Origin of the sequence: Dermabacter sp. HFH0086 (assembly GCF_000413375.1) — a bacterium.
In the GTDB taxonomy this organism is placed as follows: domain Bacteria; phylum Actinomycetota; class Actinomycetes; order Actinomycetales; family Dermabacteraceae; genus Dermabacter; species Dermabacter hominis.
The window spans coordinates 1,909,156-1,923,526 of sequence record NZ_KE340308.1 but is presented as its reverse complement, the minus strand read 5'-3'; the positions used below and the strand labels follow the sequence as shown (position 1 = coordinate 1,923,526).

11 protein-coding genes and 1 tRNA gene are annotated in these 14,371 nt (G+C 62.3%); 9 read left to right on the top strand and 3 right to left on the bottom strand.

Annotated elements, in window-relative coordinates; all coding sequences use genetic code 11:
- Positions 1–135: 135 nt before the first annotated feature.
- A complete protein-coding gene (gene pyk / locus HMPREF1484_RS08475) occupies positions 136–1,614 on the top strand; it encodes a pyruvate kinase (protein WP_016664627.1) in 1,479 nt (492 codons plus the stop codon).
- Between the two features lie 59 nt (positions 1,615–1,673).
- On the opposite strand, the gene HMPREF1484_RS08470 is transcribed toward pyk, so the two are convergent.
- Positions 1,674–1,755 (bottom strand) — tRNA-Leu (locus HMPREF1484_RS08470).
- 206 nt (positions 1,756–1,961) lie between these two features.
- Between HMPREF1484_RS08470 and HMPREF1484_RS08465 the strand changes: the two genes are divergently transcribed.
- Positions 1,962–2,600 (top strand): ANTAR domain-containing response regulator, encoded by a 639-nt coding sequence (locus HMPREF1484_RS08465; protein ID WP_051120657.1) that lies wholly within the window; start codon positions 1,962–1,964, stop codon positions 2,598–2,600.
- Here the strand turns inward: HMPREF1484_RS08465 and HMPREF1484_RS08460 are convergent.
- Entirely contained in the window at positions 2,597–3,061 is a 465-nt protein-coding gene (locus tag HMPREF1484_RS08460; protein ID WP_051120656.1) for a PaaI family thioesterase, read from the bottom strand. The genes HMPREF1484_RS08465 and HMPREF1484_RS08460 overlap by 4 nt on opposite strands.
- A gap of 25 nt (positions 3,062–3,086) precedes the next feature.
- On the opposite strand from HMPREF1484_RS08460, the gene polA reads away from it, so the two are divergent.
- From polA to aroB, 5 genes are all read left to right on the top strand, one after another.
- Positions 3,087–5,771: a DNA polymerase I gene (gene polA, locus HMPREF1484_RS08455; protein WP_016664624.1), complete on the top strand. Its 2,685-nt coding sequence runs from the start codon at positions 3,087–3,089 to the stop codon at positions 5,769–5,771.
- 354 nt (positions 5,772–6,125) lie between these two features.
- Positions 6,126–7,589 (top strand): 30S ribosomal protein S1, encoded by a 1,464-nt coding sequence (gene rpsA / locus HMPREF1484_RS08450; protein ID WP_016664623.1) that lies wholly within the window; start codon positions 6,126–6,128, stop codon positions 7,587–7,589.
- A 129-nt stretch (positions 7,590–7,718) separates the two neighbouring features.
- On the top strand, positions 7,719–8,954 hold the full coding sequence (gene aroC / locus HMPREF1484_RS08445; protein ID WP_016664622.1) for a chorismate synthase: 1,236 nt from the start codon (positions 7,719–7,721) through the stop codon (positions 8,952–8,954).
- Positions 8,951–9,544 (top strand): shikimate kinase, encoded by a 594-nt coding sequence (locus tag HMPREF1484_RS08440; protein WP_051120655.1) that lies wholly within the window; start codon positions 8,951–8,953, stop codon positions 9,542–9,544. The genes aroC and HMPREF1484_RS08440 overlap by 4 nt, the downstream gene beginning before the upstream one ends.
- Positions 9,545–9,557: 13 nt before the next feature.
- Positions 9,558–10,655 (top strand): 3-dehydroquinate synthase, encoded by a 1,098-nt coding sequence (gene aroB / locus HMPREF1484_RS08435; protein WP_016664620.1) that lies wholly within the window; start codon positions 9,558–9,560, stop codon positions 10,653–10,655.
- Between the two features lie 16 nt (positions 10,656–10,671).
- Here the strand turns inward: aroB and HMPREF1484_RS08430 are convergent, their stop codons facing one another.
- Positions 10,672–11,478 (bottom strand): trimeric intracellular cation channel family protein, encoded by an 807-nt coding sequence (locus HMPREF1484_RS08430; protein WP_016664619.1) that lies wholly within the window; start codon positions 11,476–11,478, stop codon positions 10,672–10,674.
- A gap of 79 nt (positions 11,479–11,557) precedes the next feature.
- On the opposite strand from HMPREF1484_RS08430, the gene coaE reads away from it, so the two are divergent.
- Positions 11,558–12,232: a dephospho-CoA kinase gene (gene coaE, locus HMPREF1484_RS08425; RefSeq protein WP_016664618.1), complete on the top strand. Its 675-nt coding sequence runs from the start codon at positions 11,558–11,560 to the stop codon at positions 12,230–12,232.
- A 22-nt stretch (positions 12,233–12,254) separates the two neighbouring features.
- Positions 12,255–14,354 carry an excinuclease ABC subunit UvrB gene (gene uvrB / locus HMPREF1484_RS08420; protein ID WP_016664617.1) on the top strand — a complete coding sequence of 700 codons (2,100 nt, stop codon included), beginning with the start codon at positions 12,255–12,257 and terminating at the stop codon, positions 14,352–14,354.
- Positions 14,355–14,371 lie beyond the last annotated feature (17 nt).

Below are 14,371 nucleotides of genomic sequence, written 5' to 3'. Positions count from 1 at the left end.
ATCTGGGAGTGGTCCCGATTACTTAATTGTAGGGTGAGATGTGGATCTCGGCGATGCGACCCGCGCCCCTGTGCGCTCGCTCCCGAGCACACACAGCGCGTGGGTCCCGCCTTTCAAAGCTACAGATGGGTAGACATGCGTAAAGCAAAAATTGTGTGCACATTGGGACCTGCAACGAATTCGTATGAGCAGATCCGCACGCTTATCGAGTCGGGCATGAACGTCGCCCGCATGAACCTCAGCCACGGCACCTACGCGGACCACGAGGCTGTGTACGCCAATATCCGCAAGGCTTCCGAGGATCTCGGTAAGAACGTCGCAGTTCTCGTGGACCTCCAGGGCCCTAAGATCCGCCTTGGCAAGTTCGAGGACGGCCCCCACGATCTCGCGGTCGGCGACATCTTCACCATCACGACCGACGACATCGTCGGCACGAAGGACCGTGTGAGCACGACCTTTAAGGGACTGCCTGGCGACTGCCGCCCCGGCGACACGCTTCTCATTGACGACGGCAAGGTCGGCGTTCGCGTCGTCGAGGTGACCGACACCGACGTCAAGACCGTCGTCGAGGTTCCCGGCCCCGTGTCGAACAACAAGGGCATCAACCTTCCCGGCGTTGCTGTTTCAGTTCCCGCGATGAGTGAGAAGGACATTGCCGACCTCCGCTGGGGTCTCCACCTTGGCGCCGACCTCATCGCACTGAGCTTCGTGCGCGACGCGCACGACATTGAAGATGTTCACCGCGTGATGGACGAGGAAGGCATTCGTCTCCCCGTGGTCGCCAAGATCGAGAAGCCGCAGGCGGTGCGTGCTCTGCGCGGTATCGTCGGCGCGTTCGACGGCATCATGGTGGCCCGCGGCGACCTCGGCGTTGAGCTTCCTCTCGAGCAGGTCCCGCTCGTCCAGAAGCGCACGATCGAGCTCGCCCGCCGCAACGCTAAGCCCGTCATCGTTGCGACCCAGGTGCTCGAGTCGATGATTACGAACCCGCGCCCCACTCGCGCCGAAGCTTCCGACTGTGCGAATGCCATCCTCGACGGTGCAGACGCCGTCATGCTTTCGGGCGAGACCTCCGTCGGCGCATTCCCGTTTGAGGCTGTGCGCACCATGGCGCGCATCGTCACGAACACCGAGGAAAACGGTGCGGACCGCATCTCTGAGCTCGGCACCATCCCGCATACTCGCGGTGGCGCGATCACGCGTGCAGCGGCGGAGATCGGCGATCAGCTCTCGGCGCAGTATCTCGTGACCTTCACCGAGTCGGGTGACACCGCTCGCCGTCTTTCGCGACTGCGTCCCACTATTCCCCTTCTCGCCCTCACTCCGTACGAAAAGGTTCAGCATCAGCTCGCCCTTAGCTGGGGCATCGAGGCGCACCTCGTTGACATGCAGACCGACACCGATCAGATGGTGAAGGTAGTCGACGAGCTGCTGCGTGAGAAGAAGGGGCTGCAGCCCGGCGATCTCGTGATCATCGCTGCAGGCTCGCCCCCGGGTGTTCATGGCTCGACCAACACGCTGCGCGTCCACCGTATCGGTGACCTTGACGGCACCGAGGCCGCGCGCGTTGAAGCCGACAGCATTGCGAAGGGCAAGGCTATTCCGGAGGCCTGAGCCTCACGTAGCTGCGCATAGAAAGGGTGGGGAGCACGCTGCTCCCCACCCTTGTTCTGTACCGGGTACGGGACTCGAACCCGTACGTCCGAAGACAACGCATTTTGAGTGCGCCGCGTCTACCAATTCCGCCAACCCGGCCATGTGCCAGTCTTGAGGCACGCCCTATAGAATAACCAACGAGTTCGCGCTTGCCTAACTGGCACGAGCCGTTCCTTGCCCGGTGTACGTGAGTAATATCGTTCAGGGGAGCGACAAATGCCGCTTTGGAAGCCGATGTGCTGCACTATGGATATGGAGTGCGCTTGCCGCACAACCACGAAGACACAGGCGAAAGATTGGATGCCATGAACGAGAACGAAGCTGTGGAAGAGACCGCTGAAAGGGGCCAGGATTCCGGTCTCGTGGCGCGCACGGCTGTTGTGGCTGAGGATGAGAGCCTCATTCGCATGGATATCGTCGAGACCCTCACCGAAGCGGGCTACGAGGTCATTGCCGCCGTTGGCGATGGTGCGAGCGCGGTGGAGAAGGTCCGTGAGCTTCGGCCCGATATTGTGGTCATGGACGTCAAAATGCCGCAGATGGACGGCGTCTCCGCAGCGGAGGCAATCGGCAAGGAGCATCTTGCCCCCGTCGTCATGCTGACGGCGTTCTCGCAGCAGGAAATCGTGGAGCGCGCGCGGGATGCGGGCGCGATGGCGTTTGTCGTCAAGCCCTTCACGCCTAATGATCTTCTGCCGGCTATCGAGATCGCACTGTCGCGTTACCAGCAGATCACCTCGCTCAACGAGGAGATTCGCGATCTTGAGGAACGCTTCGAGACCCGCAAGCGCGTGGACCGTGCGAAGGGGCTCTTGCAGACGAACATGAACCTGAGCGAGCCGGATGCCTTCCGCTGGATCCAGAAGACGTCGATGGATCGCCGTCTGACGATGCGCGAGGTTGCCGACGCTGTCATCGACCAGCTCGGCCCGCATAAGGACTAACGCGCAGGACTCTCGTCTCGCGGTGAAAAGAGCCGCGCGGATCCGAGGACGGTGCTCACGAGAGTGCCGTCCTCGTGTCGTATCTCGGCGAGATAACTCGCGTGAGTGCGGCCCAGGTGCTGTGCGTGAGCGGTCACGTGAACGAAGCCTTCGCGAGCGGGCGCGTGGTGCGTTGCGGTGAAGGAGAGTCCGACGGCGCCTGCGCCCTCGCCGTAAAGACATTCCGCGTGGGTGCGTGCGGCGAGTGAGACGGCGGTTTCCGCGAGCGCGATACTCGCGCCTCCGTGGAGGAACCCTTGGGGCTGGCGATTTGGAGCAACCGGCATACTGAGGTGTGCTGTGCTCGCGGTCAGTGAGAGCACGTCCATTCCCATGCGCTCGCACAGTGTTCCCTTGAGCTCCTCGCGTACGCGTGTGAGTGCATCCTGTGTCGCGCTAGCTGCGCGTGCATTCGTGTCCATTCGCCTAGCGTGACACACTTGAGGCATGAGCGAGATCGAAAACGCCCCTGAGAGGCGCATCGTTGTGATCGATGGCCATGCGATGGCCTTCCGTGCCTTCTTTGCCCTGCCACCGGAGTCGTTCGTGAACAGCGCGGGGCAGGCGACGAACTCGGTGTACGGTTTCTGCCGGATGATCTTCAACATCGTGAAGAACGAGAAGCCCACTCACATGGCGGTCGCGTTCGATCTGCCAGGCGGCACCTTCCGCGATCGTATTTACAGCGAGTACAAGGGCGGCCGTGAGGCCACTCCCGAGGCGTTCAAGGGACAGGTCGCCCTTATTCAGCAGGTGCTCGAGGCTATGGGCATCGCGCATTTCAGCGTCGAAGATTACGAGGCAGATGACATCGTCGCGACAATCGCGACGTACGCGAAAGACGCCGGGGTGCAGCCTCTGCTCGTCACGAGTGATCGCGACGCGATCCAGCTCGTTGATGAGACGATTACGCTTTTGCAGCCCGTGAAGGGCGTCACGGAGCTTCGCCGCATGACTCCCGAGGCTGTCGAAGAGAAGTACCTCGTTTCCCCGAGCCTGTATCCGGATCTCGCGGCTCTGGTGGGGGAGAGCGCCGATAATCTTCCGGGCGTTCCCGGCGTGGGACCCAAAACCGCCGCGAAGTGGCTTGGACTGTACGGCACACTCGACGGCATCCTTGAGCACCGCGACGAGATTAAAGGCAAGGCGGGGCAGTCGCTTCGCGATCACGTCGAGGACGTGGTGCGCAATCGCCGCATGAACGAAGCCGTGCGTGACCTTGACCTGCCGAAGGACTTCGACGCTTATCTCCTTGGACGCGGGGACCGGGTCGCCATCAACGCGCGCTTTGATGAGCTCGCCTTTGGGCCGGGAATCCGTCGGGACATTCCCGCAGGCCTCCTCCCCGCCGGGGACAGCGGGGCCGAGGAAGCCGAGTCTATCGTCGCCAACCCCACCCTTCCCGTGATTGAGCCGGAGGCCGGGCAGCTTGGCGCGCTCCTTGCGGAGCATGCCGCTTTGGGAGGCGCTCTTGAGGCCGACGGCGCCTGGGCGATGGGGGAGGCGGAGTTTCGCGGCCTGGTGATTGCCACCGGCAGCGCAAGCCTCGACATCAATTCCTCGCGCATGAACGAACAGGACCGCCGTGAGCTCGACCGATGGCTGCGAAACTCGGTCATCCCGAAATGGACGCTCGACTCCAAGGAGCTCGCGCATATTCTTAACGGTGCGGGCTTCGACATTCGCGGCCTCGATGTTGATCTCTCCCTCGCGGAGTTCCTGTGCAGGCCTGGGCAGCGTCCCGCAGATGTCGCCGGCCTCGCGATGCGCCACCTTCACGAGGAATTCCCGAAGCTCGACAAGAAGCCCACCGCGCAGGCGCTGCACGAGGATCTTTTGGATCGCGCGAGGGCGGAGTACCGTCTGACCCCTATCCTCGTGAAAGACATGGATGCACACGAGACCCGTGCCATTCACGATGATCTCGAACTCCCGCTTGCGCGTGTGCTGACGCAAATGGAAGAGTCGGGCATCGCCGTCGACGCTTCCGAGCTTGACCGGCTCGACTCGATGCATGCCGAACGGCAGTCTGAGGTCGCAACTCGGGCCTTCGCGGAAATCGGTGGCGAGGAGATCAATCTCGGCTCACCGAAGCAGCTTCAAACCGTGCTGTTTGACCGGCTCGGGATGCCGCCGACCCGCAAAACTAAGACGGGACATTCGACCGACGCCGAGTCCCTCACGGATCTTTACGCGAAGACTGGCCACCCCTTCGTGCAGGCGCTCCTCGAACACCGCGACGTCACGAAATTGCGCCAGATCATCGAAACGCTGCGCAAATCCGTGAGCGAGGAGGGTCGTATCCACACGACCCTTTCGCAGAATGTCGCGGCCACCGGGCGCCTTGCCTCGTCCAACCCGAACCTGCAGAACATTCCGGCGCGCACCGAGGCCGGCCGCCAAATCCGCGGCGCCTTCCACGCGAGCGAAGGCTTCGAGTCGCTTCTTACCGCGGACTATTCCCAGATCGAGATGCGCATCATGGCGCACCTGTCCGGCGACGAGGGGCTCATCCAGGCTTTCCGTGACGGCGAAGACCTCCACAGCTTCGTCGCCTCGCAAGTGTTCGGCATCCCGGTCGATCAGGTGACGAGCGAAGAACGTTCGAAAACGAAGGCGATCAGCTACGGCCTCGCCTACGGTCTTTCCGCTTTTGGTCTCGCTCGCCAGCTCCACATTCCGCAAAGCGAAGCGCAAGCGCTTCGCGCACAGTACTTTGAACGCTTCGGGGGCGTCCAGGACTACCTGCATGAAAGCGTCGAGAGAGCACGTTCACTCGGCTACACGGAAACTCTTCTTGGGCGCCGCCGCTACCTTCCCGAACTCACGAGCGATAGCCGACAGCGGCGGGAAAATGCGGAGCGTGTGGCGCTCAACTCGCCGATTCAGGGCAGCGCCGCCGACATCATCAAACTCGCGATGCTGCGCGTTGACCATGCGCTGAAGAAGACCGGCGCCGCCTCGCGTCTCGTGCTCCAGGTTCACGATGAGCTCATCGTCGATGTCGCTCCCGGCGAAATCGACCTCGTGCGTGACGTCGTGCGCGAGGGCATGGAGGGAGCCTATGAGCTTTCCGTGCCCATGGACGTTTCGGTGGGCGTTGGGCACTCCTGGCTGGAGGCTGCGCACTAAACCCCATTTCCGTCCCCACTTCTGAATTGCATAGGGGTTATGGGGGTTTGAATGGCAGGTGACTCACTCGTCGCCCGCGATCGCGATGCCGCACCATTAACCCGCCCGTTTGGATCGGATCACGGCCGCGAGCCACGCTAGATCATCGTTGCGGCAGTCAAGAAAACGTTGTGGGCGCCCCATAGAACAGCGTTCGATGTTGGATTGGTCACCTCGACGTCGAGAGCGGGGTTTTCGGAGCTTTTTTCGTTGACCCGTGGATGCAATGACCGGTAGGCTAGACCAGGTGTGTGCGCTTCGCTCACACGTGTTTCTGTACCATCTACTACCTGTCCCGACGGAGCCATTTACTACATGACCACGAACAACGCACCTCAGATCGCCATCAACGATATCGGTAGCGAAGAGGAACTTCTCGCCGCTATCGATTCGACCATCAAGTACTTCAACGATGGCGACATCGTCGAGGGCACCGTCGTCAAGGTTGACCGGGACGAGGTTCTTCTTGACATCGGCTACAAGACCGAAGGCGTCATCCCTTCCCGCGAACTCTCGATCAAGCACGATGTCGACCCCGATGAGGTCGTCGAGGTCGGCGACGAGGTCGAGGCGCTCGTTCTCCAGAAGGAGGACAAGGAAGGCCGCCTGATCCTCTCGAAGAAGCGTGCGCAGTACGAGCGCGCATGGGGCTCGATCGAGGACATCAAGGAAAACGAAGGTGTCGTTACCGGCACCGTCATTGAGGTTGTCAAGGGCGGCCTCATCGTCGACATCGGCCTTCGCGGCTTCCTTCCCGCTTCGCTCGTCGAGATGCGCCGCGTGCGCGACCTTCAGCCGTACATCGGCCAGGAGCTCGAAGCGAAGATCATCGAGCTCGACAAGAACCGCAACAACGTCGTCCTCTCGCGTCGCGCCTACCTCGAAGAGACCCAGGCATCGGTTCGTACCGACTTCCTCCAGACCCTCCAGAAGGGCCAGGTTCGCGAGGGTCATGTGTCCTCGATCGTCAACTTCGGTGCGTTCGTGGACCTCGGCGGTGTCGACGGCCTCGTCCACGTTTCCGAGCTCTCCTGGAAGCACATCGACCACCCGAGCGAGGTTGTCGAGGTCGGCCAGCCCGTCAAGGTTGAGGTTCTCTCGGTCGAGATGGATCGCGAGCGCGTGTCGCTTTCGCTCAAGGCCACTCAGGAAGACCCGTGGCAGCTCTTCGCCCGCACCCACGCCATCGGCCAGGTTGTGCCGGGTAAGGTTACGAAGCTCGTTCCGTTCGGTGCGTTCGTGCGCGTCGAGGACGGCATCGAGGGCCTCGTGCACATTTCCGAGCTTGCCCAGCGTCACGTTGACCTGCCCGAGCAGGTTGTGAGCGTCGACCAGGAAGTCTTTGTCAAGGTCATCGACATCGACCTCGAGCGCCGCCGCATTTCCCTGTCCCTCAAGCAGGCGAACGAGGGTGTCGACCCCGAGGGCGACGACTCGACGTTCGATCCGGCTCTCTACGGTATGGCCGCTGAGTACGACGAAAACGGCGAGTACAAGTACCCCGAGGGCTTCGATCCCGAGACCAACGAGTGGCTCGAGGGCTACGAGGCTCAGCGCGAGGCCTGGGAAGCGGACTACGCCCGTGCGTACGAGCGCTGGACCCAGCACAAGGCCCAAGTTGCCGAGGCAGCGAAGGCCGACGCCGAAGCTCAGGCTGCGGCGCCGGCAGCGGGCGAGGCCGCACCGACCTCGTTCCAGTCCTCCTCGAGCGACGAGGGCACCCTCGCTTCCGATGAGGCACTCGCGGCTCTTCGCGAGAAGCTCACGGGCAACAACTGATTGACGTGATCGCCTAGCGATCTCACGAAAGCGCTCCTCGTTTTGCGAGGGGCGCTTTCGCCTTTAACCTGAATGGCATCGGCAACGGGCGCATGCCCTGCGCCTTACCTCCTAAGCGAAAGGCCACCTGTGCTGAATTGGATGACCGCGGGGGAGTCACACGGCCCCTCGCTCGTGGCAATGATCGACGGTTTCCCCGCGGGAGTCGAGATTACGCACGAAGCGTTGCGGGATGCGCTTGCGCGGCGCCGGCTCGGTTACGGCCGCGGAGCACGGCAGAAGTTTGAGCAGGACGAGGTTCGCATTCTTTCTGGCGTGCGGCACGGTCGAACCCTAGGTTCACCGATCGCCGTGGAAATTCGAAACACGGAGTGGCCGAAGTGGGAAAAGGTCATGAGCGCCGATCCCGTCTCGCGCGAGGATCTCATGATCGATGCGGGTACGGGCGATGAACGCGAGATTGCGCGCAACAAACCCCTCACGAGGCCGCGCCCCGGCCACGCTGATCTTGCAGGCATGGCCAAGTACGGCCATGAGGATGCACGAAACGTTCTCGAGCGTGCGAGCGCTCGGGAAACCGCTGCGCGCGTGGTGATCGGCGCGTTGTGTGAGGCACTCCTTGAACAGGCCGCGGGCATTACGCTCGTGGCACACACGTTGCAGGTGGGGCAAGCGCGCGTGCCCGAAGGTAGCGCGCTGCCTACTCCCGCCGATGCCTCGACCCTCGATGCGGACCCCCTGCGCTGTTTTGATGCCGACACCTCTCAGGCGATGGTCGACGAGGTCGATGCGGCGAAGAAGGACGGCGACACTCTGGGCGGCGTCGTCGAAGTTCTCGCCTATAACGTTCCGGCCGGTCTCGGCTCTCACACGCAATGGAACCGTCGTCTTGATGCTCGCCTCGCCCAGGCAATCATGAGTATCCAGGCGATGAAGGGTGTGGAAATCGGTGAGGGTTTCGCGAACGCGGGCCGCCGTGGAAGTCTCGCTCATGATGAGATTCTCGGTGAGGGAGCGGGCCCGGCTGGTACGAGCCGCGCGTCGAATCGCGCGGGGGGCACCGAGGGCGGAATCTCGAACGCCGAACTCATTGCCGTTCGTGGTGCCCTCAAGCCGATCTCGACGGTGCCGCGGGCGCTGCGAACGATCGACACGGCCACCGGTGAGGAAGCGACTGCGAACCATCAGCGTTCCGACGTGTGTGCAGTGGCGCCTGCGGCCGTGATCGCTCAAGCGATGGTCGCGATCACTCTCGCCGACGCTCTCCTCGAAAAGGTTGGGGGAGACAGCGTGGCCGAAATCGCCCCTCGTGTGTCGAGCGTGCGCGAGTGCGCCGTGGCGCGTGCAGATGGTGCTGATCGGTGAGCGAACGAGAACAGGCGCTCCCGACGCTTGCACGCCTACGCACTCCCGAACTGTATGAAGGGGGCCCGCGGCTCGTGCTCGTCGGGCCTATGGGCTCGGGAAAAACGACGGTTGGCACACGTGTTGCCAACCGGCTGGGGCTCGCCTTCGTCGATTCCGATCGCGAGATCGAGCGGGAGGCTGCTCGCTCGATTCCGGAGATTTTTGCCTCCGAGGGTGAGCAGTACTTTCGGGCGCTCGAAGAGAGAGTCATTGCGCGCCTTCTCGCGGAGCATGAGGGGATCCTTGCCCTCGGGGGTGGGGCGGTGACATCACCCGCCACCCGCGAGCGTCTGCGCGATAGGCTCGTCGTGCGTCTTCTTCTCGACGCTGATCATGCGCGTGAACGTATTGGTTCGGGTATGGGAAGGCCCGTCCTCGCGGGTGATGACCCGCACGCGCGGTGGATTCAGGTCAGTAAGGAGCGAGAACCACTGTTCGCCCAGGTCGCGGTATGGGCGCTCGACACCGTTGAGGCTTCACCGGATGAGCTCGCGGCCACGCTCGCGCGCGAACTGACGTCACCGCAGCCCACCACTACTCTCGACTAAAGGGGACAACGACGTGACAGGTTTCGACACAGCGATGCCGACTCGCATCACCGTCGGTCGGGGATCGAGCTCCTACGACGTGACGGTGGGTAGGGGGCTTGAACGCACGATCCTCACCGCGATCCCCGAGCGAGTGCTCCACGTTCTTATCGTCCACCAAGCTCCCGTCGCACAGCGGGCCCGCAGGCTTGCCGCGGCGCTCGAGTCCGACGGTCGCGAGGCTCTTACCGTCGCCATCCCCGACGCCGAGCAGGCCAAGGGGATCGACACGCTGAGCGAGCTGTGGCGCGTACTCGGCTCACGCGACTTCACGCGAAGCGACCTGATCATTGGGATGGGAGGCGGCGCAGCGACGGACCTCGCAGGCTTCGCTGCCGCAACCTGGCTTCGCGGCATCGACGTCATTCACGTGCCGACGACGGTTGCGGGAATGGTTGATGCGGCGGTTGGTGGCAAGACCGGCATCAACACGGCGGAGGGGAAGAACCTTGTGGGGGCATTTCATGCTCCCCGTGCAGTGATTGCGGACCTCGAGGCGCTTGAGGGGCTACCAGCGCACGATGTGTCCGCTGGCCTCGCGGAGGTCGTGAAGGCTGGCTTTATTGCCGATCCCCGCATTCTCGACATCATTGAAGGCGGGCCGGGCCGGGTCCGCGATACCCGCTCGAGTGAGTTTGCCGAAATCCTCACCAGGTCGATCACGGTGAAAGCTGAGGTCGTGAGCGAGGATCTCACTGAAAAGGGACGCCGCGAAATTCTCAATTACGGTCATACCCTCGCCCACGCGATCGAACGCCATGAAAAGTACACGTGGCGACACGGCGACGCCGTCGCCGTCGGGATGGTGTTTGCCGCCGAGCTTTCCCACCGGGCCGGCCATCTGAGTAGCGCTCTGCTCGCCCGCCACCGGAATGTTCTCGAATCGCTTGCGCTGCCCACGCGCTACCGGGACGGTCAGTGGGGAGCATTGCGCGAAGCAATGGCGCGCGATAAGAAAGCGCGAGGGGCGCTGCTACGTTTCGTCATCCTCGATGCAGTCGGCGAGCCGATCCGCCTTGAGGGGCCGAGTGAAGCGCTCCTCGAGGAAAGCTATGCCGCCATCACCGCGTAAGCAGCTCCGGTAGGGGTTACGGTTCTACTTCCGGTGGATTTTCGAGGATGTCCCGCGCGAGGTCGTCGTTGTCGATGTTGACGACGGGGATCGCGCCGGTCTCGATCGCTACGCGGCGCCTTTCAGCCTTGCGCACGCGGCGGGCGAAGGCGCGAAGCTGGCTTGGGCTCATTGTGACCGCGAGATCGGGAGCCGTGGTGGGCAGCGTCCACTGCTTCCACTGCGCGAAGATCGCGAGGAGAGTGCCGCACGAGGCGGCGATAAGCACGGTCCAGGCAGGCAGGTCGAAGTAGTAGACGAGCCATGTCAGCACCGAAGTGAGGAGGGCAGCGGTCGCGTAGAGCGGGCCGCCCCCAAACACTACGGGGATGCGCCCCACCGCTATGTCACGAATGACGCCGCCGCCGACACCGGTCGTGACGCCGAGCATGACCGCGGGAAGCGGGGAGAGGCCCACGAGCATAGATTTCGCTGTGCCGATGGCTGCCCAAAGCCCGAGCGCAATACAGTCGAGAACGGTCGTGGTGTGGCGCCACATGGCGCCCTCAGAGGAAACGAAGTAGGCGATCGCTGATCCGGCAAGGCCGACGGTGAGGTAGAGGGGGTTAGCGAAGGCCGCGGGGATGCCGTAGTTGAGGATGAGGTCGCGAATGATGCCGCCGCCGAGGCCCGAGATGACGCCGAGCACGGCGTATCCCACCGCATCGAATTGAAGGCGGCGAGCGAGGGAGCCGCCGACGATGCCCATGACAAACACGCCGATGAGGTCGATCGCGATAAGCAGCTGATTCGTGAGGAGAAAGTGATCGGGCGTGGTGTTCACTCCACTAATCTATTGGAGCAGGCCCGAAGGCCAGAAGCAGGTTGTTGCTCAACTCTCTCGCGGATAGGAGTGAACTCACATGACACACGTTTCCGTCCCCGATGCCCCGACCGGAGTGCTTCGTATCGGCCTCACGGGAGGAATCGGTTCGGGCAAGTCCACCGTCGGAAAAATATGGGCCCGAAAAGGCCACCACGTGATTGATCTTGATGCGCTCTCTCGAGCCGTCCTCGACCAGCCCGGCGAAGGCTTTGAGGAGGCTATCGCACGTTTCGGCGAGAGCTATCGAAACTCCGAGACCGGGAGGATCGACCGTGCGGCACTTGCCGAACTCGTCTTCAACGATCCTGATTCGCGTGCCGATCTCGAACGGATTGTGCACCACCATTTGTGGGCGGAAGTCGGCCGGCTCGAGGCGGCCATAGCCTCACGCGCGGCTGACGGCACGCGCGTTCTCGTCATCCACGATTCGCCCCTGCTTCTCGAGCTGGAGCACGACCGCCACTACCGTGCCATTGTCGCTGTTTTGACACCCGAGCGTGAGCGCATTGACCGAGTCGTCCGCGAGCGCGGCAAGTCCCGCGAATACGTCGAGGGTGTCATCCGTGCGCAGGTCAACGATGAGGAGCGACGCGCGAGGGCAGACGTGTTCATCGACAATGCGGGGGCACCCGAACATCTTGACGAGCGCGCCAACGCCGCCCTCGCCGAGGCGTGCGACATCATCGACCATCGACTCCATGCCCTCGACTAGGGGCGAGGGCTAGGGTTAAGGCATGCGTCCCGTTACCGAACTGACCCGTGCAGTCAAGCCCTTCGAAGTTGTTTCCGAATACAAGCCTGCGGGCGATCAGCCGAAGGCCATTGAGGAACTCGCAGCGCGCATCAACGCAGGAGAACAGGATGTTGTTCTCCTCGGGGCGACAGGAACGGGTAAGAGCGCGACCGCGGCGTGGCTGATCGAAAAGCTTCAACGCCCCACCCTCGTCATGGCGCACAACAAGACCCTCGCCGCTCAGCTCGCGAGCGAATTTCGCGAGCTTCTTCCGAATAACGCGGTCGAGTACTTCGTGAGCTACTACGACTACTACCAGCCAGAGGCGTACGTTCCGCAATCGGATACCTATATCGAGAAGGACTCCTCGATCAACGCCGAAGTGGAGCGGCTGCGTCACAGCGCCACGAACTCACTTCTGACTCGCCGAGACGTGGTCGTCGTGAGTTCAGTGAGCTGCATTTACGGTCTCGGTACACCGCAAGAGTACGTGGATCGTATGGTGCGTCTAAGCGTCGGCGAGGAGATCGAGCGCGATGCTCTCCTTCGCAAGTTCATCGACATGCAGTACGACCGCAACGACGTCGCGTTTGTGCGCGGGACGTTCCGTGTGCGCGGCGATACCGTCGAGATCATCCCCATGTATGAAGAGCTCGCGATCCGCATTGAATTTTTCGGTGACGAGATCGACGCGCTCTACACCCTGCACCCCGTGACCGGCGAAGTGATCCGCGAGGAAGAGCAGATGCACATCTTCCCCGCCTCCCACTACGTCGCCGGCCCCGAGCGGCTTCAGCGCGCTATCAAGGATATCGAAGCCGAGCTTGCCGAACGCCTCGAGGAACTCGAGGGTGAAAACAAGTTGCTCGAGGCACAGCGCCTTCGCATGCGCACGACTCACGACATCGAGATGCTGCGCCAAACCGGAACGACGAATGGCGTTGAAAACTATTCCCGCCATTTTGACGGCCGCGGCCCCGGAACGCCCCCGAATACCCTGCTCGACTATTTCCCCGAAGATTTCGTGCTCATCATCGACGAGTCACACGTGACTGTGCCTCAGATCGGCGCGATGTTCGAGGGGGATCGCTCGCGCAAGCGCACGCTCGTTGACTTTGGTTTCAGGTTGCCGTCGGCACTCGATAACCGGCCTCTGCGCTTCGACGAGTTTATTGAGCGCACCGGGCAGACCGTTTACCTCTCGGCGACGCCCGCCCAGTACGAACTAGAACGCGCCAACGGTTATGTCGAGCAGATCATCCGCCCCACCGGTCTCGTTGATCCCGAAGTGATCGTCAAACCCGTGCGCGGGCAAATCGACGATCTTCGCGCCGAGATCGAAAAACGCGTCGAGAAGAACGAGCGCGTACTCGTGACGACGCTGACCAAGCGCATGGCGGAGGACCTCACGGACTACCTCCTCGAGAACGGCGTGCGCGTCCAATACCTGCATTCCGATGTCGACACTCTTCGGCGCGTTGAACTGCTGCGCGAACTGCGTCAGGGCGAATTCGACGTCCTCGTCGGTATCAACCTTTTGCGTGAGGGCCTCGACCTTCCCGAGGTTTCGCTCGTGGCCATCCTCGATGCCGACAAGGAAGGATTTCTCCGCTCGCGTACTTCGCTTATCCAGACCATTGGGCGTGCAGCCCGTAACGTCTCGGGCCAAGTGCACATGTATGCCGATACGATCACCGATTCGATGCGCGAAGCCATCGATGAGACCAATCGTCGCCGTGAGATCCAAATCGCGTACAACAAGGAAAACGGCATCGACCCGCAGCCGCTCCGCAAGAAGATCGCCGATGTCACAGACATGCTTGCGCGCGAGGATATCGACACCGAGACGCTGCTTGCGACCGACTATCGCAAGGGCAAGGAACGCACGAAGGGCTCAAGCTCGCCCGAGCGAGGTGGCACGACCGGCAATCGCGCACTTGACCTGGGGGATAACCCAGAAAAGGCGCTTCGCGAGATGATTGAGGAACTCACCGCGAATATGCACCAGGCGGCGGAGAATCTCCAGTTTGAAGTTGCGGCGCGCATCCGCGACGAGGTGACGGAACTCAAGAAGGAACTTCGTCAGTTCACGGGAGCTTAGGTGGCAATGAACGCATA

Coding starts and splice junctions, on each gene's coding strand:
- rpsA (WP_016664623.1), top strand. CDS start 6,126: ATGACCACGAACAACGCACCTCAGATCGCCATCAACGATATCGGTAGC.
- pyk (WP_016664627.1), top strand. CDS start 136: ATGCGTAAAGCAAAAATTGTGTGCACATTGGGACCTGCAACGAATTCG.
- HMPREF1484_RS08465 (WP_051120657.1), top strand. CDS start 1,962: ATGAACGAGAACGAAGCTGTGGAAGAGACCGCTGAAAGGGGCCAGGAT.
- uvrB (WP_016664617.1), top strand. CDS start 12,255: ATGCGTCCCGTTACCGAACTGACCCGTGCAGTCAAGCCCTTCGAAGTT.
- HMPREF1484_RS08460 (WP_051120656.1), bottom strand. CDS start 3,061: ATGGACACGAATGCACGCGCAGCTAGCGCGACACAGGATGCACTCACA.
- coaE (WP_016664618.1), top strand. CDS start 11,558: ATGACACACGTTTCCGTCCCCGATGCCCCGACCGGAGTGCTTCGTATC.
- polA (WP_016664624.1), top strand. CDS start 3,087: ATGAGCGAGATCGAAAACGCCCCTGAGAGGCGCATCGTTGTGATCGAT.